Raw genomic sequence first — 21,060 nt, forward strand, 5'->3', positions numbered from 1 at the left:
CGCCGAGCCGACCGAGCAGCCCAAGCCCGAGGCCCCCAAGGCCGGCTGGGTCAAGGACGGGGCTAACTGGAACTACGTCCAGCCCTCCGGCGCCAAGGCCTTCGGCTGGCTCAAGGACGGGGCCACCTGGTACTACCTCGACGGTGCTGGTGTCATGCGCACCGGCTGGATCCACGTCGGTGGCACCTGGTACTTCATGAACGACTCCGGCGCCATGCAGACCGGCTGGATCGCCCAGGGCGGCAAGTGGTACTTCCTCGATGGCTCCGGCGCCATGCGCACCGGCTGGATCGCCCAGGCCGGCCGCTGGTACTACCTCGACCCCGCCTCCGGCGCCATGCAGACCGGCTGGCTCAACGCCGGCGGCACCTGGTACTACCTGCTGCCCAACGGCTCCATGGCCACCGGCTGGGTCCAGGACGCTGGCACCTGGTACTTCATGAACGCCTCGGGCGCCTGGGTCGCCTGACCCCCACCGGCTGACTGACCTCAGCCAACCACACACGCCGCCGGGCGCTGATGCTGGACCCCCAGCACCAGCGCCCGGCGCTTCACTGCGCCACCTCCAGGCAAGAGCGCATCATGGATAAATGACGATGCCCCAACCCTCCCGCAGGCGAGCCCTCCCCACCGGATCGCTGGGCGCCTCCCTCCTCTCCGCGGGCCTCGACTCGGTCACCCCCGCCGCCCTCCTGGCAGGCGCGATCAGCGTCGAGGCCGCCACGAGGCCGCTCAGCGTCGTCGACCTCATGCGCGTCGGCATCGGCCCGTCCTCCTCGCACACGGTGGGCCCCATGCGTGCTGGCCGCGCCTTCGCAGCAGCACTGGCCGACGTCGTGGTCCTCGAGACCGGTCAGCGCCCAGCCGCGGCCACACCCGCCGGTTCCGGCGGCGAGGCGGATCCGGGCCCCATCACCCGCCTGAGCGTGGAGCTCCACGGCTCCCTCGGCGCCACGGGGCGCGGGCACGCCACCGACCGCGCCGTCGTCATGGGCCTGGCCGGCTATGAGCCCGAGACAGTCCCCTCCCGGGTCTGCGAAGACCTGTGGGAGGAGGTCGAGTCGGCCGGTCGGCTCATCATCGACGGCGTCGGCCCCGTCCCGTTCATCCCTTCCCGGGATATCTCCTTCCTCCCGGGGAGCGTGCTGCCGTACCACGTCAACGGCATGACGATCACCGCCCACGCCGAGCGCGAGGTGCTGCGCCGCCGCTACTACTCGGTGGGCGGCGGCTTCGTCATGGAGGACGTGGGGGTCGAGGGCGCGCCGTCGATCCAGGCCCTGGCCACCGTCTCATCAGCCTCCGCCCACGCCACGCCCGCCCCTCTGCCCTTCTCCAGCTCCGCCCAGCTCATGGAGATCTGCCGCCAGACCGGCCTGCGGGTGAGCGACGTCGTCGCCGCCAACGAGGCCTCCGTGCGGCCCACTCGGGAGGTCGAGGCCTACCTGGACCTCATCCACTCCACGATGGTCGCCTGCGTGGAGGCGGGGATGGCCGCCGACGGCGTCCTGCCCGGCGGCCTGGGTGTGCGGCGCCGCGCCAAGGCCCTCCATCGCCGCCTTCAAGCGCAGTCCTCAGGGCCGGCCGCGGCCTTCGCCCTGGCCGACCCCCTGCGCGGCATGGACTGGGTGGACCTGTTCGCCCTGGCCGTCAACGAGGAGAACGCCGCCGGGCACCGCGTCGTCACCGCCCCCACCAACGGCGCCGCCGGTGTCCTCCCGGCCGTCCTGCTGTACTACGAGCGCTTCATCCCCGGGGCCGGGCGCGATGGCGTCCACCGCTTCCTCCTGGCGGCCACCGCCGTCGGATCCCTCATCAAGATGAACGCCTCGATCGCCGGGGCGGAGGTCGGCTGCCAGGGCGAGGTGGGATCGGCCTCCTCCATGGCGGCCGCGGGGCTCGCGGAGGCCCTGGGGGGCACTCCCTCCCAGGTCGAGAACGCCGCCGAAATCGCCATGGAGCACAGCCTGGGGCTCACCTGCGACCCCGTGGGAGGACTCGTTCAGATCCCCTGTATCGAGCGCAACGCCGTGGCCGCGGTCAAGGCGATCAACGCGGCCCGCATGGCGCTGTGGGGGGAGGGCCGGCACACGGTCTCCCTGGACACGGTCATCGAGACCATGCGCCAGACCGGCGAGGACATGCTCTCCAAGTACAAGGAGACCTCCCGGGGCGGGCTGGCCGTCAACGTCGTCGAGTGCTGAGCACCCAGCGCCTAGACGATTGAATCCGGGGCGCAGCGCTGCGGGCCCAGGGTCGTGAGCGTATGCGTCACCTCACCGCGTAGATGATGGTCTCAGTTTCCGCCGGGTCGCTGCTTGAGATCGCCAGGACGATGCACCCGGGGGCCGTCAGCACCTGAGGCTCCCAGCGGGCCGAGGTGTGGTGGGAGACGAGTCCGTGCTGCTGCTCGTCTGAGGCGGGCGCGGAGCAGACCAGGGGCGGTGCGACGGGGATGCTCAGGGGCGCCGCCCCGCCGCCTGGGCTGATGACCAGCTCGCTGCCCCCGTCGGGGACATCGGAGGAGGGCGTCGTGTAGGTCAGTGTTGCTGCGCCAATACTGGTGCTCTGCTCGGCAGGGACAGCAGTGCGCGTGGCCTGCTCGAGGACCGTCCCGGCCCACGGGGGACTTGTTGAGAACGATGGGGTGCCTCCGGCGCCCGGGCGGAATGGCAGTGTGATGAGGGTGCCTGAGGCAGCGGAGGCGACGCTATTGACACCCATGCCCTCACCCAGCTGGACCTGCTGGACCGACTGCGCGCTCCCGGCAGCGGCCACCTCATCAATGTTGACGGCCGTCATGGTCCATGGGGTCGGCGCGTGAGCGGGGTCCCCTAATGGATCGCAGGTCGCGGTCCACCCGTCCTGGATGATCGGCTGGTCGTGGGCGAAGGGGTTCGTGCAGACGCCCTCCAGGGGGACCCGCGCATCAAAGTTGGAGTCGGGGACCAGGGTGAGGGTGGGGGCGCCGTCGTCGCTGGCCGGCCCGGGCAGCAGGAAGGTTGAGTGCCCCGCGGTGCCGCCGTAGACGCCGTGCAAGGTGCCAGGGCTGCCAGGGCCCGTCCCGCTGGGCTCGAGCTGGCCAATCACGGCGCTGTCCGTCAAGGAGATGACGTCTGTGCCGATCAGGGCCGCCGAGTCCGTCAGCTGAACGGGCGCCTCCATGAGGAAGCTGGTGGACTCCTGCTGCTCCTCCGGGGTCAGTGGTGGTGACTGGTGCTGGGCCGTCACCTGGCCGGTCATGGTGTCCAGGATGACCACGGTCACCGCCCGGAACTCCTTGAAGCGCGGGTCCTCATCGACGACCGCGAGCGCGACGTGCCTGCGGTCTGGACTGCTGACCAGTAGACAGGGGGCGATAGCCAGGTTGACAGGAGTGCGGAAGGCGCGCAGGCAGCGGCGATCGGGAGCCTGGTAGGTCCACAGGATGGCGCCGTCGTCGCCGTTGAGTGCCTGCACGCCTTGGTTGGTCATGATGACGGGGCCGCGTACCCCGGCGACCATCGCCATCGTCCGGGTTTTGCCCATGATGGTGGTGTGCCAGGTGCTCTTGGCGGGGGCGCCGGTGGGTACCGCCGGCAGCGTGTCCTGGCCGACGGCGTCAGCCAGTGTCTGCTCAGCGCGCAGGCTCCGGTCCGGGGCGGGCATGGAGGCGCCCACCGCGGCGACGATGAGTGCCGTCACTACGGCCGGGCTGCAGGCCGCCAGCGTCGTGAGCGTCCAGCGGCGCAGCCGGGTCCAGGGTGTGGGCTCGCCGGACAGGGGCCGCCGGGTCGGGGCCGCGGGGATCTTTCTCTCCCACAGGATGCGGCGCACCAGGAAGGCCAGTCGGGACAAGCCTCCCAGGGTCACGGTCACGCACACGAGGACCAGGATGGGCGAGCCGACGGCGTAGGTCCGGTACAGGTTCCACGACGGGTAGAGGACGACTCCGGCCACCAATGCGGTGAGGATGACGACCGCGGCGATGCGGGCGCCGTCGGCGTACCGGCTGGAGCCCAGGGGCGCGCGGTCAGTGGTGGGGATGATCCGCGCGCTGGCCAGGACCATGCGCAGAATGCCGGCGCCCGCCAGGACGGCCAGGAGACGAGGGATCCAGGTGGTGTCATGGCCTTGCCACAACAGGTACGCCACCCCGGCCGCCACAACCACTGCGGCAGCAAGGGCGCCTGTGCCAGCGGAGCGCAGAGGATCCTGCTGCTGGGACGCCACGGCGCGTGTGGTCGGGGCAGGATCCGCGGAGGCTGCGGAGCCCGCCGGCTCTGTGGGCGCGCCAGAGGGGTCGTCCATCACATCTGATGATGCTACGGGCAGCGGCAGGGCTTGTCATTCACCGAGCGAGGCGGGAGGCAGCGGCGCGCCAGCGGGAGGCTCGATGAGCGGGTACTCCTGCGCTGCGACGCCCTGCTCCGTGCGGGCCTGCGAGGGTCCGCTTCCGGAGGACCCGCTTCCAGCCAGCGTGCCAGAGGCTGCCGCGCGCGCGGGCGCTGGGTCCCATCCAGTGTCAACGACCTTCCTCTGGAACACGATGGCTCCCAGGAGAATGACGGCGCTGATCGCCAGGAGGACAACAGCCCCGCCGACGGTGCCGAGTTTCGCCCCATTGCCGATGAGGATTCCGAACCACCCGAAGTCCGTGTCGCCGAACGTCGTGTTCTCCGAGCCGAAGGCCCCCAGGACCTTCAGCAGGAGCGCCGGGAGGAAGGTGACGAGGAGCCCGTTGGTGAAGGCGCCGAGCACCGCTCCACGACGACCGCCGGTGGCGTTGCCGTAGACGCCGGCCGCGCCGCCGGTGAAGAAGTGCGGGACGAGCCCGGGCAGGACGAGGGCCAGGCCGAACGCGGGCCCGAGCACCGTGCCGAGCAGCGCCAGGGCGACGAGTCCGCCCGCGAAGCTGGAGAGGAATCCGATGAGAACCGCGTTCTGGGCGTAGGGGAAGACGATCGGGGCGTCCAGGGCGGGGATCGCGCCGGAGGTCATGATGAAGTCCGCCTCCTTCGCGCGCCCCTTGGCTGAGATCGTGTCCGTCGCCTCCACGGCCAGGTAGGGCCCCCAGCCCCAGCGGTCCAGCACCTGCTCCGCCGTGTTCTTGAGGAACAGGCTCGTGCCGACGCCGTTTCCGCAAACTGTCAGGAGGAGTCCCTTGGAGGCCACGGTCGGCTGCGATCCGGCGCGCGTCCGGCGCCCCTCGCCCGCGGGAGGGCGCTGGGCGGCGACCGATCCGGTGGGCGCGGGGACCGTGGTGCCGGTCCCGGTCCTGGTGCCGGGGCGGGGCTCGGGGGCCCGTAGGGCCTCGAGAACCTCCTGCGGGGACTGGGCGTCGTCCAGCTGTCGGCGACGCTCAGGGTCGGACAGGACGGTGGCGAGGGAGGCCAGCGCGTCGCGATGGGTCTCGTCGTCGCGCGCGGCGAGGGCCATGACGAGGCGTACCGGATCGTTCGACTCGTGGCCGAATGCGACGGGTGAGGCCAGGCGGAGGAAGGACATGCCCGTGCGGGTCACCGAGGCGTCGGGCCGGGCGTGCGCGAGCGCGAACCCCGGGGCGATGACGATGTACGGCCCGTGCTCCTCGACCACGCGGATCATGGCGTCCGTGTACGAGGCCCCGGCGACGCCGGCGTCGGTGAGGGCCTCGCCGCTGGCTCGTACCGCCTCCCGTCAGTCCTCGGCGCTGAGCGAGAGCCGGATCGAGGCCGGGTGGACAAGTTCTGGGAGGGACAAGACGGGCATTGCGGGCCTCCATGACGACTGGCACCAATACTGATAATGAGAATACATGACTGGTAAAAGGGGTGTGCAGTCGACAGCTGCCGGGCATCGCGCGGCGCGGGGATCAGCGCCGCGGATCGAGGGCGATCTTGACGCCGATGTGGCTGCGGGCGGCCTCCATGGCCTCGCGCCACTGGGACAGGCCGAAGGTGTGGGTGACGATGGATTCTTCATCGATCATCCCTCCCGCCAGCAGGCCGACGGCGTCGCGAACATCGGCCCGCGTGGCATTCGAGCCCCCGCTCACCGTCAGCTCCTGGTAGTGGGCAGTGTTGGGCTGGATCTGCGCGAAGGAGCCCTTCGGGAATCCGGCGAACCAGCTCACCCGTCCGCCGGGAGCCGCGAGCGACAGAGAGGCATCCGCCAGTTCCGCCGCACCGATCGCCACGATGACGAGGTCGGCGCCCCATCCGCCCGTCGCCTCCGAGACGGCGGCCTCCACATCCTCAGGCGCGACCGCCTGCGCGCCCAGACTCTCCGCGACCTTCCGCCGCTGCTCATTGCGGCCCGAGACGATCACCCGGCCCGCTCCCGCTGCCAGGCACAGCTGGGCGTGCAGCAGTCCGATCGGACCGCCGCCGAGGATCGCCACGGTCTCCCCGGGGTTCACCCCGCTGTGGCGGCGGTGCCCGTTGAGGACGCAGGACATCGGCTCGGCCAGTGCCAGGCGCGCTGGCGGCATCTCGGGGCGCGGCGCCACCGGGATGACGTTCCCTCGCGCCACGGCCCGCGCGGGGACGAGCATGTAGGGCGCCAGGCCGCCGTCGATCCCATAGCCGATGAGCTCCATCGAGGCGCACAGGTGCTCGCGCCCCCGCAGGCAGGAGCGGCACACCCCGCAGGAGACAACGATGGAGACCGTCGCCTGCTGCCCCACCGCCAGGCCCTGGCCGCCCGCGCTACTCGCCGCGCCGCCGACGCCCTCGCCGTCACCGCCGTCGCCGACGCCCTCGCCGAGAGCCGCGATGCGCCCGGCGACCTCATGGCCCAGGGTCACGGCCGGCCGAACGCCGCTCGTCTTCTCCCCGGAGATGATGCGCAGGTCCGTGCCGCAGATCGTCGTCGACTCCACCGCGAGCAGCACCTCGCCCGGGCCGGGGGAGGGGATCCGCTTATCCGTGAGCGCGGCGTCGCCCGGGCCCCGCAGGGTGAGGGCCGGCATCGTGCCGGTGGACGAGGGGATGAGGGTGTCGCTCATCGGGGCTCCTGCTCATTCGTGCGGCATCTTGTGATCCACACCATCTCATGTTTGACTGTCGGAAACCGCTGATCCGCCCTGAATCCCCTGAGCGCTCCCATCGCCCCGAGGCCGCGGTCGAGGCCGGGCGCGCGCCTTCCAGGGGCCGGGGTCCGCGTCACCAGCCCAGCAGCGAAGGAGCTGACCCGCCATGACCCGACTCGTGAACAACCCCGACGACTTCCCCGCCCAGGCCGTCGCCGGCCTCGCCAGCGCCTTCCCCAGCTACCTCAAGCCGGTCTTCGGGGGTGTCGTGCGCGCCACCCGCACCGCCCCCGGGAAGGTGAGCCTCGTCGTCGGCGGTGGATCGGGCCACTACCCCGCCTTCGCCGGATGGGTCGGCCAGGGATTCGCCGACGGCGCCGTGTGCGGGAACATCTTCTCCTCGCCGTCGGCCGCGCAGGCCTATTCCGTGTGCAAGGCCGCGGACCGGGGCGCAGGCATCCTCATCGGCTTCGGCAACCACGCCGGGGACGTCCTGCACTTCGGGCAGGCCGCCGAGCGCCTCAAGAGTGAGGGGATCGACACCCGCTGCGTCCTGGTCACCGACGACATCGCCTCCGCGTCCGCCGACGAGCATCTCAAGCGCCGCGGCATCGCCGGGGACCTGCCCGTCTTCAAGGTGACGGCGGCCGCCTGCGAGGCGGGACTGCGCATCGACGAGGTCGTCGAGGTCTTCAACCGGGCGAACGACCGCACCCGCTCCTTCGGCGTCGCCTTCGACGGCTGCACCCTGCCCGGGGCCGCCGAGCCGCTCTTCCAGGTGGAGCCGGGCACGATGGGCGTGGGCCTGGGAATCCACGGCGAGCCCGGTATTCACGACGCTGAGCTCGGCACCGCCGACGACGTTGCCCGCCTCCTCGTGGACGGCCTCCTCGCCGACCGCCCCCAGGACGCCGGCGCCCGCGTGGTGCCCATCGTCAACGGCCTGGGCGCCACGAAGTACGAGGAGCTGTTCGTGGTGTGGAACAACATCCGAGCCCGCCTCGCCGATGCGGGCCTGGAGATCGTGGACCCGCAGGTCGGCGAGTTCGTCACCAGCCTGGACATGGCCGGGCTCTCGCTCACCCTCGTGTGGCTTGACGACGTCATCGAGCCCCTGTGGCTCGCCCCCTGCGACACCCCCGCCTACCGGCGCGGCTCCGTGGGCGCTGTCGAGCTCGACGACACCGAGCTCCCGCAGGAGGCCGAGGCCGTCACCGTGACCGCCGAGGGCAGCCCCGACTCCCGCAAGATCGCCGCCGCCGCCGTGGGTGCGCTGGAGGCGATCAGCGCCGTCCTGGCCGAGTCTCAGGCCGAACTCGGGCGCCTCGACTCCGTGGCCGGCGACGGCGACCACGGCATCGGCATGACCCGCGGCGCCGCTGCGGCCGCCAAGGAGGCCGCGGCCGTGGCCGGGCAGGACGCCGGTGCCTCCACCACGCTCAACGCCGCCGGCACCGCCTGGTCCGCCAGCGCGGGCGGCACCTCCGGGGCGCTGTGGGGCGCGGTGCTCACCGCCTTCGGCGCGGTCCTGCGCGACGACGCCCCCTACGACCCCGCGCGCGTGGTGGAGGCCGCCCGCGCCTGCCTCGACGCCGTCCAGCGCCTCGGCGGCGCGAAGGTGGGGGACAAGACGATGATCGACGCGATGGCGCCCTTCGTGGAGGCCCTTGCCTCCTCGGATAAGTCCCTGCCCGAGGCGTGGCAGGCGGCCGTGGCCGCCGCCGACGACGCGGCGCAGGCGACGGCGGAGATCGTCGCCAAGGTGGGGCGGGCCCGGCCGCTGGGGGAGAAGTCCCTCGGAACCCCCGACCCCGGCGCCGTGTCCTTCGTGGAGGTGGCGCGGGCCGTCAGCGGCTTCCTGCGCTGACGGCGCTCAGCCAGCGCCCTCCATCGTGAGGGTGGTGCGGCGGAGGGAGTGAGAGTCGGATTGATCGTCCGCCGACTCGATTTCGATCACGTCGAGGGGCTCCTGGCGCAGTCCCTCGCTCCCGCCGACGGGCGTCCATCCCACGTAGCGCGCGGGTGTTCCAGCCTCGTCATCGCGTGCGGTGCCGAGCACCCACGCCGTACCGGTGGTGGTCACGACCCGCGTGACGTCGTGGCCCGATGTGCTCAGTGTGGCGCCGGATTCCAGGTCCACCAGCTCACTTCCCGCCGCGTCGTCCGAGGGCGAGGCAAGGGGCACCCCCTGGCTGTCGACATCGCGCACGAGGCCGCCGCCTCTGGGGAGAACCCATCTCACGCCGGTGTAGGTCTCAGTGACGGTGCCGGTCGCCGGATCACTGATGGTGACGATACCCGGCGAACAGGACATATCGAAGCATCTGTCGGACGGATTGACTGATGACTGCACAACTCCTCGGGAGGTGGCGCCCACGAGCCAGCCGGTGGAGTCCCATGTGGAGGGGGCCTCCCCAGGGTTGCTCAACGAGTAGGTGGAGATGCTCCCTCCGCTAGGACGGAGTGCGGTCGAGGTCTGGACGACGAGCGCGTCATTGGTGAGTGCCTGGCCCAGGACGCTCTCCTTGGTCTGGACGATGCGCACGAGTTCCCCCGTCCTCGCGGAGACAACGGCGACCCCATTGATCCAGGCTCGCGGATCGGACTCAGGTGAGATGCCAAGTCCTGGGCCGTCGGGGACGGGAAGAAGGCTGAAGGCGACATACTCGCCGTCGGGGCTCGATGCGAGCATGCGGGGAGGGGGGTTGTATGGCGAGAAGACTGAATCCGCGCTCCAGAAGTCGTGAGGCTTATTCATAGGGTGTAGGTGAATATGAGTCCGAGGACTGCGGTGATGGTTTCCGGGAAGGTTTCCGGTGGTCTTCTGTAGCCGGTGTGCAGGACTCTCCAGGTCTTGATGTTGGCGATGACTCGTTCGATCTTGTGGCGGATCTGGTTGACGGCCCGGTTGTAGGCCTTGTCGTCTGGGTGGAGGGGAAGTTCTGCGGGTTTTCTTCTCGGGGTGATCATGCCCAGTCCGATGCGCCCCTTGTCGCCAATACGCCTGGGTGGTGACGCCCCGTCGGGCAGGTCGGTGGCGGGGACGTTGAGCAGGCCGCTGCGGCGCAGGGCCTGAGCGCCGTGCGCGCATCCGTCCTGGGGGTCGGACACCCAGGCCAGGGTCCCTGACAGGGCGCAGGCCACCTGGACGCTCAGCCCCGTGGTCTTGTGCTTGCCGGAGCACAGCTCAAAGTGGTCCTTCCAAAACCAGCACTGAAGCAGGGCGCCGTCGATGATCAGCTGGGCCGTGGCATCCAGGTCCTCCACCGTTGGAGCACTGCCGTTCAGGCATGCGGCGATCAGGGGCGTGCAGGTGCTGATGACGCGAAAGACGGTGGCCTGGGACACGCCGTAGAGCTCGGCGAGCAGCTCCTGGGGCAGGTTGTGCCGCAGCCAGGATCAGGGTCAGGCGCACGCACAGGAACAGCCCCAGCGCCCTCGCCCCGAAGACCGGCAGATCGGCAGATCGGGGTTCTCGGCGAAAATGGCCTCGCACAGGCCGATAACCTCACACCGAGGGATTCTCGTGCTACTATTCGTCATGGCGGTTTGCTTCTTGGTTGGATTGGCTTAAGCGCCAAAGATTCTCTCAAGAGCAAGCCGCCACCCTGCTTAGCGACACGCTATTACCAACAAAACACCCTAAACACCCCTATGAATAAGCCTCGTGGTATGTCCACAGGAGTGAGCCATCTTCACCGTTGAGCCCCTGGACCTCGCCCTTGGAGAGGATGATCGGCCCCCGGGTACCTGGCACGCTCTCAAGATCGGAACTCCGGGACGTCGCCCCGATCTTCCACGCCACTTGGCTTGGTGCTCCTGTGGGAGTGGCGGGAAGGGCGTCGTCGGAGACCGGCTTGGCGGTGCTCACGGTGGCATGGACGCTGAGGTCTCGCGAGGGCACGAAGGCGAGCGCCGTGGTGGTGACCAGTGCCACGACCACCGCCGGCGCGCAGAGTCCTCCGATGGCGACAGCCCAGGTGTGGCGACCACCGGGCTGACGTGACGGGTCCGCTGCGTCGGCCAGCCCGGCGTCGTCGGCGCGCGCGTCGTCCAGGGCGCGCTGGCAGCGCATCTCCTCAAGGATGAGTCGCAGGGTGCGGGCTATCCAGCTCATGCCAGTAAGCACTGTGGCGGTCGCCAGGAGCACCGGCGCCATGGGGCGGTCGCCTCGCTCCAAGCAGGACTGCCACCATGAGTGGAGGATGGCCCAGGCGATCACGCCGCTGGCGATCGCGATAGTGACGATCCGGGCGTTGTCACCGAATCGGTTCTCCCCTGGCTTGATGCTCACGAACGCTGGGCCGACGAACGCGGTCATCCCGACCACAGTGAGCCCGGTCCGCCCGGCGCCGTCCCATTCCTGGCCTTCGCGCATGAGCAACCAGAGCGCCGCGGCCAGCGCGATGATCGCGGCGGCGAGCGCGCCCCATGCAGCAGCGCGCAGGAAGAGGGGAGCCGCGGCCTCCCGCCTGATAGCCGCGGACAGGCGGGATCGGCTTACCCTCGGCTTCCTGGGCTTGCGCGGCTTGTCGTGAGCGCCGCTGGTGGGAGCGCCCGCGGGTGCATCGGTGTGCTCGGCGGGCTCAGGCGGGTCGGCCTCAGGCGACGCATCAGGGGACGTGCTCATGGCTGGGGATTATGGCGTGGGCCATGCGGTCGCGGGGGCGGAAACGGCGCGATCATCATGGGGAGCGCGCCCCTCCCCACGCCGTCTCTGCACGAGATCACCCGTGACCACTTCCGACGCCTACCTGTCGTGCACCTCGCGGAGATGACGGCCTCGATGCGCGCCGCCCGGGGCGAAGGAGCCGGCATCGCCTCGCGATTGTGTCGGTGCTACCTGGCATGATGGGGCGCATGGACGAGCCAGAGACGATCTCCCGGTCGGAGAGCTATACCATCCGCGAACTGCACACCCTGGTGCGTGCGGGGCGCATTCGCGTGCCTGAGTTCCAGCGCTCTTTCCGCTGGGAGACCAAGGACGTCCTGGATCTGTTCGATTCTCTCCTGCGGGGCTTCCCTGTGGGCAGCCTCCTGCTGTGGAAACGGCCTGCGCAGGCGGGGCGGCTGCGCATCGGGGCGCTCGACGTCGACGCCCCAGAGGTTTCCGACGCGCTGTGGGTGGTCGACGGCCAGCAGCGCATTACGAGCCTGGTCAACGCAGTTGACCCCCAGGGGGGTAAGGACAGGCGCTTTGCCCTGGGGTACTCCCTCAAGACGGGGAAGGTCGTCCGGCGCCGAGAGCCAGAGGAGGACCTTGTGGTCCCGCTGCCGGACTTGTTCGATCTAGGAAGGGCGTTCGCCTGGTTGGGGAACCATCCTGAGGCCAGTGACGAGGCCGCACGGATGCAGGGTGCGGTCGCTAGTTTGGGCGCTGTGGAGATCCCGGCAACCACAATGTCCGAGGCGGATGAGTCCGTGTTGAGGGAGATCTTCGACCGAATCAACAACCGGGGCAAGCCCCTCAATGACGCGGAGGTCTTCGACGCGCTTCACGGTGGGCCTGGCAAGAGACTGACCATCGAGGGGATCCGGGCGTCTGTGGCGTCCCAGACGGACTTCGGCCTGCTCCCCGACGCCGCTGTCATTCAGGCGCTCCTGGTGCGCCGGCATACGGACATTACCCGGGACCTGCACGGCGAGTTTTCAGATTCACGACGGAGAGTGAGTGATTTTCCTCGTGAGGGCAAGGACGAGGCATACCGGGGAACGGAGGCGGCACTGCTCGCCGCCGTGCGCTTCCTCCAAGAAGAAGGAGTCCCTCACTGGACTTTCCTGCCCTTCCGTTTCCAATTGCTGGTGCTCACCCGATTTTTCGCTTTGTTTCCCAGACCTCATGGTCGCAATCTCGATCTCCTTGGTCGTTGGTTGTGGCGCACGAGCGTGGGTGCCGATCATCTCGGTATCAGCGGCTCCCAGACGGACCTGAGGAGCATGGCCGCCTGCCTTGTGGCAGGCGAGGAGTCGGACTCTGTTCAACGGCTCCTTGAAGCGGCCCGCCTTGACGGCGAGGCGCCGATACCAGAGCTCACGGCTTTCCGGGCGACCCGCTCGGACTCGAAGGTGATCGCCAGCGCCCTGTGGAGTCTTGAGCCTACTGACCTGCGCACGGGTGAGCCCATGACGATTGAAGCCCTTGCGGACCTGCTGGCGTCCAGTGGCACGCCGACTGCAGCTTTGACAGAGCTTGTGCCCGCCGAAGCGCTAGCCGAGGGCTCTCCAGTGGCGGCGAATCGAATGATCTGCGGCATGGACCGGCGGAGAGCCGTGGAGTGCTTGAACGATGGTGTCGCGCGCTTGGACTCTCTCCTTCTCACTGAGGAGATCGTCGCCTGCCTGCAGAACAATGAAGGGGCGAGGGCGATTCAGCTCCGAGGTGAGCTCCTTGCCGAGCACCTGGGTCGTTTCGTAGCTGTGCGGACAGCCCACGGCCTCGAGGACTCGCCGCCGCTCGACGGAATCCTCCAGGCCGATCATTCCGCCGATGCGGAGGCGGGCCCGCGTTGAAGGAGGAGATCTACGCAGTCACTCTTCATGGTGAGCACGTGGGCGCTCTGCAGAGGCGAGGTGCCTTCGCCAAGTTCGTGGTCGACCATTATTACTGGAATCGGCCCGGTAGGAGCGTGCTCGGGCAATGGTTCGAGGATCATCGACGGGCTCAGCCTCGCGCGACCAACAGTATTCCGGCCTGGTTCTCCAATCTTCTTCCGGAGGGGCGTCTTCGCGATCTTATCGCCCAGGAGCAGGGGGTGCGCGCTTCTTCGGAGATGGATCTTTTGGCGCGCATTGGTCGCGACCTGCCAGGTGCCGTGGCTGTGATCCTCGAAGACACCGTAGAAATGGAGAAGGGTTTTGATGAGGTGCCCGGCACTGTGTCGTCTGTTGCTCTGACGCCTATACCCACACGGGCGTCCTTGGCGGGGATGGCGCTCAAGTTCTCCGTGCGCCGTGAAGGAGACCGTCTCGCCGTTCCCGTTCACGGTGAGGATGGCGACTGGATCCTCAAAACGCCGGATCCCCAGTATCCGGGGCTCCCGGCCAACGAGCACGCTACGATGCGCCTGGCCGGCCAGGTTCGGATCGATATTCCTGAGATCGCGTTGTGGGAGCGTTCCTCGATCGATGAACTTGCCCCGGGGGCCTGGCCGACTGAAGAGACCCAGGCCTACGCGGTTCGGCGCTTCGATCGCACCGCGCAGGGGCGCGTCCATGCTGAGGACTTCGCACAGGTGCTCGGTCAATACGGCATCGGGGAGGGGAAATACCGATCCACAGTGGAGACTACTGCCGCGATCGCCTATCGTGGGCATGACCATGCTTCGATCCGAGAACTCGTGCGCCGCACGGTCTTCAACCTCCTGGCTGGCAACGGTGACGCGCATCTGAAGAATTGGTCGCTCATCTACCGCGACCGGCGTACTGCCAGCCTCTCGCCCGCCTACGACCTCGTCTGCACGGCGCCGTACCTCCCCAGTCCGGACAACCCGGTCCTCGGTCTGCCTTTCTTCGGCGCACGCACGCTGGGCGACGTCACTCGAGAGCACTTTTCCCGTCTGCAGGAGGTCCTGCGCGTTGGCCATGAAGATGTGCTCGACGTCGTCGATGAGACCGTCGCCCTCTTCCATGAGGCTTGGACCGTCGGGGCGGATATGCCTGACCCTGTCACGACCTGGATCGTCACCCACCTGGAGCCCACGTCCCGACGGCTCTCGGTGTGAACTCGACGGCGCTCACGACCTATGGGATCGTCTCCCTGTGAACGCCCAGGCCGCCGCCCCCTCTGCCCCCTCTGATCCTGACTGGTGGCGCGACGCCGTCGTCTACCAGATCTACCCCCGCTCCTTCGCCGACGCCGACGGCAACGGCATCGGGGACCTCGCCGGCATCACCGACCGCGCCCCCTACCTCGCCTCCCTCGGCGTCGACGCCGTCTGGCTCTCTCCCTTCTACCCCTCCGCTCTGGCCGACGGCGGCTACGACGTCGACGACTACCGCGACGTCGCCCCCGAGATCGGCACCCTGGAGGACTTCGACCGCATGGTCGCCGCCCTCGCCGCCCACGGCATCCGCGTCATCGTCGACATCGTCCCCAACCACACCTCCAACCACCACGCCTGGTTTCGCGCGGCCCTCGCCGGAGGCCCCGACGCCCCCGAGCGCGCCCTCTACCACGTGCGCTCCGGCACCGGGGACGGCGGCGTGGAGCCCCCCAACGACTGGGTGTCCATGTTCGGCGGCCCCGCCTGGGAGCGCATAGAGGACACCAGCGGCACTGAGGGCTCTGCCCCGGACGCCCGCCCGCTCACCGGGCCCGGCACGCCCCGTCCCTACCAGTGGTACCTCCACATATTCGCCCCCGAGCAGCCCGACCTCAACTGGGACCACCCCCAGGTGCGCGCCGATTTCCTCACCACCCTGCGCTTCTGGGCCGACCGAGGCGTCGCCGGATTCCGCGTCGACGTCGCGCCCGGCCTGGCCAAGGACCTCACCGAGCCCTTCCGCTCCTTCGAGACCATACCCTGGTGGCCGCTGCCCGCCGACGGCTCCCACCCCCTGTTCGACCGCGACGCCGTCCACGCCATCTACCGCGACTGGCGCGCCGTCCTCGACTCCTACGACCCGCCGCGCTTCGCCGTCGCCGAGGCTGGGGTCTGGCCCTCGCGCCGCGCCGCCTACGCCGCCAGCCTCGGCCAGGCCTTCAACTTCCAGCTCCAGGACGCCGACTTCACCGCCCCCTCCTTCCGCTGGGCCATCGAGGCGGGCCTCGCGGACCTGGCCACCACCGGCTCCACCACGTGGGTGCTCGGCTGCCATGACACCCCGCGCGTCGCCACCCGCCTCGGCTTCGACCTCGCCGACGACGACGCCCCCGAGGACTCCGACCCCGACTACCTCGGTGGGGTGAGCCAGCGCATCGCCCGCCGATGGCTCATGAACGACGGCGCCGCCCCCGCCTGCGACGCCGCCCTGGGCCGGCGCCGCGCCCGCGCCGCCGCGATGGTCGAGATGGCCCTGCCCGGCTCCATGTACATCTACCAGGGCGACGAGCTCGGCCTGCCCGAGGTCCCCGACATCCCCGAGGACCGCCTCGCCGACCCCATCGCCCACCGCATGAGGGACAAGGAGAAGGGCCGCGACGGCTGCCGCGTCCCCCTGCCCTGGCGCGCCGAGGGCAGCTCCTACGGCTTCGGCCCCGACTGCGGCGCCGAGCCCCACCTGCCCCAGCCCGCCGGGTGGGGCGCCTTCGCCGTCGAGGCCCAGGAGGCCGAGGACGCCCAGGAGTCCCCGGACCCCTGCGAGGCCGACGGCGCGGCGCCCGCCCCTGTGCCCGCCTCGATCCTCGGCCTCTACCGCGACGGCCTCGCCCTGCGGCGCGACGCCTGGGCGAGCGCCAGCCGCGAGGTGCGCTGGCTGGAGCCCGGACCCGGTGCCCTCGCCTTCGCCCGGGGCGACCTCCAGTGCTGGATCGCCTTCGAGGAGCCCGTCGCCCTGCCCGCCGGCGAGCTCCTCCTCGCCTCCGCGCCCCTGAGCGCCCCGGGCGCCCCACCCGCGCGCGACGGCGCCGACGAGCAGGTGATCCTGCCCGCCAGCGCCGCCGCCTGGATCCGAGTCCCCTCCTAAGAGGGCCCCTCAGCTCCCGCTGCCAGGGGCCGCCGGGGCGTTCCCCGGAGCCTGGCCGTCACCGGGGCCGCCCGGAGCGCCGCCGGGCCCAGGCATCCCGCCCGGGCCGCCTCCTGGGCCGCCACCGGCGGTCAGCGCGGTGGCGGCCAGAGAGGTCGAGCCCCCGGACGTCGTCGACACCGTGTACGTGGTGCCCTCGGTCAGTCCGAGGACCGTGAAGCTCGAGGCGCTGAAGGCGGCGGTCGCCGTCGTCGCCGTCCCGGAGGAGTCCGTGACCGTCACCGTGTCACCCGCGGCGACCGCCGTCGACGCGCTCGCCCCGATGAGGGTGGTCTCCCCGTTGGCGTCCACGGCGCCATCCATCGAGCCGGCGCTGCCCGAGACCAGGACCGTCCCGCCGGTGACATGCGCCGAGCCGTTGGAGTCCAGGCCGTCGGAGCCCGCGTTGCTCACCTGGACCTCGCCGCCGCTGATCGTCAGCACAGAGCCCTCGTTCGACTCGGAGTCCACCTCCCCGTAGCCGCCGATGGTGTGATCGCCGTTGGAGGTGTTGATCCCGTCGTCCCCCGAGGCGATGCGCAGGGCGCCGCCGCTGACGTTGACGAAGGCCGCCTGCGCGCCCTCGTCGGCGGCGTCGATCGTCACCGTGCCGGAGTCCTGGGTGAAGGAGACCCCGGCGTTGATGCCCTTGGGGCTCGGGGTCGTGGAGGCTGTCGAGTCGGTGGCGCTCGACTGCTGCTGGCCCGGGCCGCTCTTCTCCTCGGGCACGGCATTGGCCTGGCCCCCGCCCGCGGTGATCGACAGGGTCGTGCCCTCAACGGTGACATCGGTGGCCGCCGCCACGCCGTCGTCCGTGGAGGTCACGGTGATCGTGGCGGCGCCGAGCCTCACGAAGCCCTTGGTCTCATCGTCGTCCTCGTTGGACGTCAGGCCGTCGCCTCCCGCCGTGACCGTGATGGTGCCGGAGTTGATCGCCAGGTAGTCCTTGCCGCGGATGGCGTCGTCGGCGGCGGTGACGGTGATCGTGGGGGCGCCGGTGATGACGAGCCCGTTCTTCGAGGCGATGCCGTCCTGGTAGGCGCCGTTGACCGTGAGACTGCCGGTGCCGGTGATGGTCAGGGTGTCGGAGGAGAACAGGGCCGCGCTGGCGGCGCCCTCCGAGGTGTCGGCGTAGGTGGCGCCGTCGGACAGGCTGTTCGTGGTGCCGGAAGCCAGGGTGACGACGGCGGTCCCCGCGTCCTGGATGTCGATCGCCGGCCCGTCGGCGTTGGTGATCGTGGCGCCAGCCAGGATGAGGCGCACGTCCGCGTCCGGCGCGGCGACGATGATCTCGCCGTCGGTGAGCTCGCCGGAGATCACATAGGTACCGGCCGCGCTGATCGTCACCGTGGAGCCGTCGACGCTGGCGCCGGCCGCCCCCGAGGAGCCGGAGCCGGCGACGCTCGCGCTCGTGCCGGACAGGGTGATCGTCGTGGCGCTCGAGGCCTCGTACGTGCCCGCGTCCTCAGCGGCGGTGGAGTCGGCGGCGACCTCGGCATTGGCGCTGTTGATCGTCGCGGCGGAGGCTCCGGTGGAGGCCGACGCCGTCTGGGCCGAGATCTCTGTCCAGGCGGTGGCACTGGTCTCCGAGCCGGAGGAGGAGCCTGAGCTGGCTGCGCTGGACGAGCCGTTGGCCGCCCCGGTCACGGAGGCAGCGCCCGTCCCGCAGGCGGCGACGAGCGCCACGGAGGCCAGGGCCGCCAGGGCCCCGCCGGCTCGGCGGGCGGTGCGTCGGTGGGTCAGTGGGTTCTTCATGCTGGGCTCCTCTGGGGACCCTTGAGCGGGTCCTGGTCGGTGACACCATCGATGCTTCCCAGGCGGTTTGTGAGCCTGCTGTGAATGGCGGATGACATGGCTACGAAGAACGGCGAGGAATGACGAAGGGTGGTGACGGGCGCGGCGGCCGGTCGCGGGTCGGCCGCGGGTCGGTCACGGACTGGTTGCCGTATCGGCGACAATGTCCGGCGTGAGCATCGAGGAGGGGCGCGCGAGGCCGACCGCGATCGGTCAGCGGAGCCGTCCGCGCCCGCGGGCGACACCACCGCGCCCCGAGCTCGACCCCCATCTCGACGCCGCCCGCAGCGGCCAGGCCAGCTCCCTGGACGCGCTCTCCTCGGCGACCCACCTCAGCCGTTTCCACCTCTCGCGCACCATCCGCGACTACCTGGGCTTCCCGCTGCGCGACTTCGTCACCGCCTCCCGCGTGGACCGCGGCATCGACGCCCTCATCGCCGGTCACGACGTCACCCGCTCGCAGGTCGAGGCGGGCTTCGACTCGCCCTCGAGCTACCACCACGCCTTCGTCCGCCACACCGGCCTGGCGCCGTCGGCCTTCCGCGCGCAGATGCGCGAGCTCGCGCGGTTCGTTCAGGGAATCCAGGCTGAGGACCCTGAGATGGTGCTCGTGCGCCGGTGCTTCACGCCCACCGAGCACCCCCAGGCCCACGGCCTGCGCCTGCGGGTCGACGGCGCCGAACCCGGCAGTGCCCTCTTCCTCGCGCTGCACCCCGAGCCGCTGGTCAAGCGCGAGCCCCTGCTGGGGATCGCCCTGCTCGGGCGGCGGGACTACGAGGTCCGCGCCATCCCGGACGGGCGCTATTGGGCCATGGTCGTCGAGGTGCCCCGAGCCGACCGCCTGGGCTCCTACTTCCATATGGGTAGCAACCGCCGCCAGATGGCGAGCGAGCCGGTGATCTTCCCTCTGAAGGAGCCGGCGTCGCTCTCGCTCTCGCTCAGGGACCAGCTGGCCTCCGACCCGCCGATCACCCTCAACCTGCCGTGGCTGCTGCTGGACGGCCTGCGCGGGCGGGGCACCGTTGAAGTGAGCAACCTGCGACAAGCGCCGGCCCCCGGCTGTCCGTAGCGTGGGCGGCGTCGACAGGAAAGGAACGACGCCCATGCCCATTCTTGCCAGCTACATCAGCTTCCCCGGCACTGCCGCCAAGGCCTTCGCCCTTTACCACGAGCTCCTCGGCGGGGAGCTGTCGGTCATGACCTACGGCGAGTTCCCATCGATGGAGGGGATGGAGGACGTGCCAGCCGACGCCGTCGCCCACGCGACCCTCACCCTGGACGGCTGCCAGATCGCCGGCGGCGACGGCTTCGACCCCTCGGCCGACCTGGAGAACTCGAACTACTCGATCCTGCACACCGGCGTGGGCATCGACGCCGAGGCGGCGCTCATCCAGCGCTTCGTGGAGGCCGGCAGCACTGTCCTCATGCCCTTCGGCCCCGTCCCGTGGGGCGGTCACTACGGCCAGGTCCGGGACCCCTTCGGCGTCCGGTGGGACTTCGACGTCGAGATGGACTGACGCCGGATGGCTGAATGACCGGCCTCACGGGCCATCCCCGCGCTCAGCCGCGAGACGGCCCGTGAGGCCGGTCTTCCCTGCGCGGGCTCAGCCGCGGGGCCGCGTCGCGCGAGGAGCCGCCGCCGCGCCCGCCAGGTCGCGCGTGATGACGCGGTGCCACTTGTTCGCGGGCAGATCGCGATTGAGGAGGGCCAGGCCGGTGGCGTACTTCGAGATCTTGGCGGGCCGGTGCCCCAGGCCCCACAGGAAGCGGTCGGCGGGCGACGGCGTCCCCGGGCTCTTCGTCTCGATGATCGCCTGCGGCCCGGCGGGCCTGGCGGTTCCCCGGATCGCGCCTGTGGCCGAGTGCCGGGAGGCCCGCATGGGCATCCAGGCCAGGCGCGTGTCGATGGTGGAGCGGGCCTCCGCGTGCGGCAGGTGGAGGGTCGTGCGCTCGTAGGTCGTGCCCATGACCGGCGTGAGCTCGGAGGCGACCCGCTCGGCCTCCTCTCGGGTGCGGCACACGTTGGAGCCGAGCAGGAGCCCGGCGACGAACGCGCGACCCTGAGGGGTGAGGCGGTCGGCGTCGTCGAGGGCGTAGGGGATGCGCTCCTTGATGGTGGCGCCGCGGGGGCCCCGGGTCTTGACCTCGAGGAAGCACAGGTCGGAGTCGAGGTAGGAGCGGGTGCGTACCTTGAAGCGGCGCCTGCGCTTGCGGGCCGTGAGGTGGTAGGCGGCGAGGTCGGGGGTGTCGAAGTAGGTCGAGGCGTAGGCGAAGGAGCGCTGCCCCTTGATCTCCAGGGCCCGGGACCTTCCCACGATGCCGGAGGCGAGCGCGTCCAGGAGGGCCTGCGCCGCCTCGACGGGCACGAGGTACTTGCGGTCCATGCGGGTCAGCAGGCCCGCGGTGGCGTTGAGCTCGTCAAGGCTGATCGCGTCAAGGGCCCGCGTGCTCAGCGCCGGGTGCGTGGCCGCGGCGGTGAGGTGGTGGCCGGTGAGGGTGGGCGCCGCGGGAGTCAGGGGGGCGGCGGTGCTCCGGGAGAAGGTGGCGGCTGTTGCGGTGGCGGCGGTCATGATCCTCTCCTCTCAGGGACGTGGTGGCGGATGCTGGGACGT

General features: G+C 70.4%; 15 protein-coding genes and 2 pseudogenes. 8 read left to right on the forward strand and 9 right to left on the reverse strand.

Features of this window, described 5'->3' with window-relative positions; genetic code table 11:
* Together A1QA_RS13680 and A1QA_RS0105590 are read left to right on the forward strand one after the other, a co-directional pair.
* Nucleotides 1-469: pseudogene (locus tag A1QA_RS13680) on the forward strand (hypothetical protein); the annotation flags it as partial.
* 121 nt (nucleotides 470-590) lie between these two features.
* A complete protein-coding gene (locus tag A1QA_RS0105590) occupies nucleotides 591-2,204 on the forward strand; it encodes an L-serine ammonia-lyase (RefSeq protein WP_017177938.1) in 1,614 nt (537 codons plus the stop codon).
* Between the two features lie 67 nt (nucleotides 2,205-2,271).
* Here the strand turns inward: A1QA_RS0105590 and A1QA_RS0105595 are convergent, their stop codons facing one another.
* From A1QA_RS0105595 to A1QA_RS0105610, 4 genes and pseudogenes are all read right to left on the reverse strand, one after another.
* Nucleotides 2,272-4,290: an RTFC family protein gene (locus tag A1QA_RS0105595; RefSeq protein WP_154652244.1), complete on the reverse strand. Its 2,019-nt coding sequence runs from the start codon at nucleotides 4,288-4,290 to the stop codon at nucleotides 2,272-2,274.
* A gap of 36 nt (nucleotides 4,291-4,326) precedes the next feature.
* The gene (locus A1QA_RS16485) at nucleotides 4,327-4,980 is read right to left on the reverse strand and encodes a PTS transporter subunit IIC (protein WP_244266100.1); all 654 of its coding nucleotides are present in this window, start codon (nucleotides 4,978-4,980) and stop codon (nucleotides 4,327-4,329) included.
* A pseudogene (locus A1QA_RS16490) lies at nucleotides 4,972-5,643 on the reverse strand (PTS sugar transporter subunit IIAB); the annotation flags it as partial. The pseudogene A1QA_RS16490 and the gene A1QA_RS16485, both read right to left, overlap by 9 nt.
* Before the next feature lie 190 nt (nucleotides 5,644-5,833).
* Entirely contained in the window at nucleotides 5,834-6,967 is a 1,134-nt protein-coding gene (locus tag A1QA_RS0105610; RefSeq protein ID WP_017177942.1) for a zinc-binding dehydrogenase, read from the reverse strand.
* A gap of 190 nt (nucleotides 6,968-7,157) precedes the next feature.
* Here A1QA_RS0105610 and A1QA_RS0105615 point away from each other — a divergent pair, with 190 nt between their 5' ends.
* Nucleotides 7,158-8,858, forward strand: coding sequence for a dihydroxyacetone kinase family protein (locus A1QA_RS0105615; protein WP_017177943.1), 1,701 nt, complete (start codon nucleotides 7,158-7,160; stop codon nucleotides 8,856-8,858).
* 6 nt (nucleotides 8,859-8,864) lie between these two features.
* On the opposite strand, the gene A1QA_RS14955 is transcribed toward A1QA_RS0105615, so the two are convergent.
* From A1QA_RS14955 to A1QA_RS0105630, 3 genes are all read right to left on the reverse strand, one after another.
* Nucleotides 8,865-9,683 carry a hypothetical protein gene (locus A1QA_RS14955; protein ID WP_017177944.1) on the reverse strand — a complete coding sequence of 273 codons (819 nt, stop codon included), beginning with the start codon at nucleotides 9,681-9,683 and terminating at the stop codon, nucleotides 8,865-8,867.
* A 62-nt stretch (nucleotides 9,684-9,745) separates the two neighbouring features.
* Entirely contained in the window at nucleotides 9,746-10,384 is a 639-nt protein-coding gene (locus A1QA_RS0105625) for a transposase family protein (protein WP_154652245.1), read from the reverse strand.
* A gap of 259 nt (nucleotides 10,385-10,643) precedes the next feature.
* Entirely contained in the window at nucleotides 10,644-11,621 is a 978-nt protein-coding gene (locus tag A1QA_RS0105630; protein WP_017177946.1) for a hypothetical protein, read from the reverse strand.
* 230 nt (nucleotides 11,622-11,851) lie between these two features.
* On the opposite strand from A1QA_RS0105630, the gene A1QA_RS0105635 reads away from it, so the two are divergent.
* From A1QA_RS0105635 to A1QA_RS0105645, 3 genes are read left to right on the forward strand one after another with little or no spacing between them, the layout of a single operon-like run.
* Complete coding sequence (locus A1QA_RS0105635) at nucleotides 11,852-13,501, forward strand: DUF262 domain-containing protein (protein ID WP_017177947.1); 1,650 nt, start codon at nucleotides 11,852-11,854, stop codon at nucleotides 13,499-13,501.
* On the forward strand, nucleotides 13,498-14,712 hold the full coding sequence (locus A1QA_RS0105640) for a type II toxin-antitoxin system HipA family toxin (protein ID WP_026048722.1): 1,215 nt from the start codon (nucleotides 13,498-13,500) through the stop codon (nucleotides 14,710-14,712). Before A1QA_RS0105635 ends, A1QA_RS0105640 begins: the two co-directional genes overlap by 4 nt.
* 37 nt (nucleotides 14,713-14,749) lie before the next feature.
* Complete coding sequence (locus A1QA_RS0105645; protein WP_017177949.1) at nucleotides 14,750-16,615, forward strand: glycoside hydrolase family 13 protein; 1,866 nt, start codon at nucleotides 14,750-14,752, stop codon at nucleotides 16,613-16,615.
* Between the two features lie 9 nt (nucleotides 16,616-16,624).
* Here A1QA_RS0105645 and A1QA_RS0105650 read toward each other — a convergent pair whose 3' ends face one another.
* Entirely contained in the window at nucleotides 16,625-18,409 is a 1,785-nt protein-coding gene (locus tag A1QA_RS0105650; RefSeq protein ID WP_017177950.1) for a carbohydrate-binding domain-containing protein, read from the reverse strand.
* 211 nt (nucleotides 18,410-18,620) lie between these two features.
* Between A1QA_RS0105650 and A1QA_RS0105655 the strand changes: the two genes are divergently transcribed.
* Together A1QA_RS0105655 and A1QA_RS0105660 are read left to right on the forward strand one after the other, a co-directional pair.
* Nucleotides 18,621-19,517, forward strand: a complete 897-nt coding sequence (locus tag A1QA_RS0105655; protein ID WP_017177951.1) for a helix-turn-helix domain-containing protein — start codon at nucleotides 18,621-18,623, stop codon at nucleotides 19,515-19,517.
* 34 nt (nucleotides 19,518-19,551) lie between these two features.
* The gene (locus A1QA_RS0105660) at nucleotides 19,552-19,965 is read left to right on the forward strand and encodes a VOC family protein (RefSeq protein WP_017177952.1); all 414 of its coding nucleotides are present in this window, start codon (nucleotides 19,552-19,554) and stop codon (nucleotides 19,963-19,965) included.
* A gap of 87 nt (nucleotides 19,966-20,052) precedes the next feature.
* On the opposite strand, the gene A1QA_RS13695 is transcribed toward A1QA_RS0105660, so the two are convergent.
* Nucleotides 20,053-21,018, reverse strand: a complete 966-nt coding sequence (locus A1QA_RS13695; RefSeq protein WP_017177953.1) for a polyphosphate polymerase domain-containing protein — start codon at nucleotides 21,016-21,018, stop codon at nucleotides 20,053-20,055.
* Nucleotides 21,019-21,060 lie beyond the last annotated feature (42 nt).

It is taken from the genome of Actinomyces timonensis DSM 23838 (assembly GCF_000295095.1).
In the GTDB taxonomy this organism is placed as follows: Bacteria; Actinomycetota; Actinomycetes; order Actinomycetales; family Actinomycetaceae; genus Actinomyces; species Actinomyces timonensis.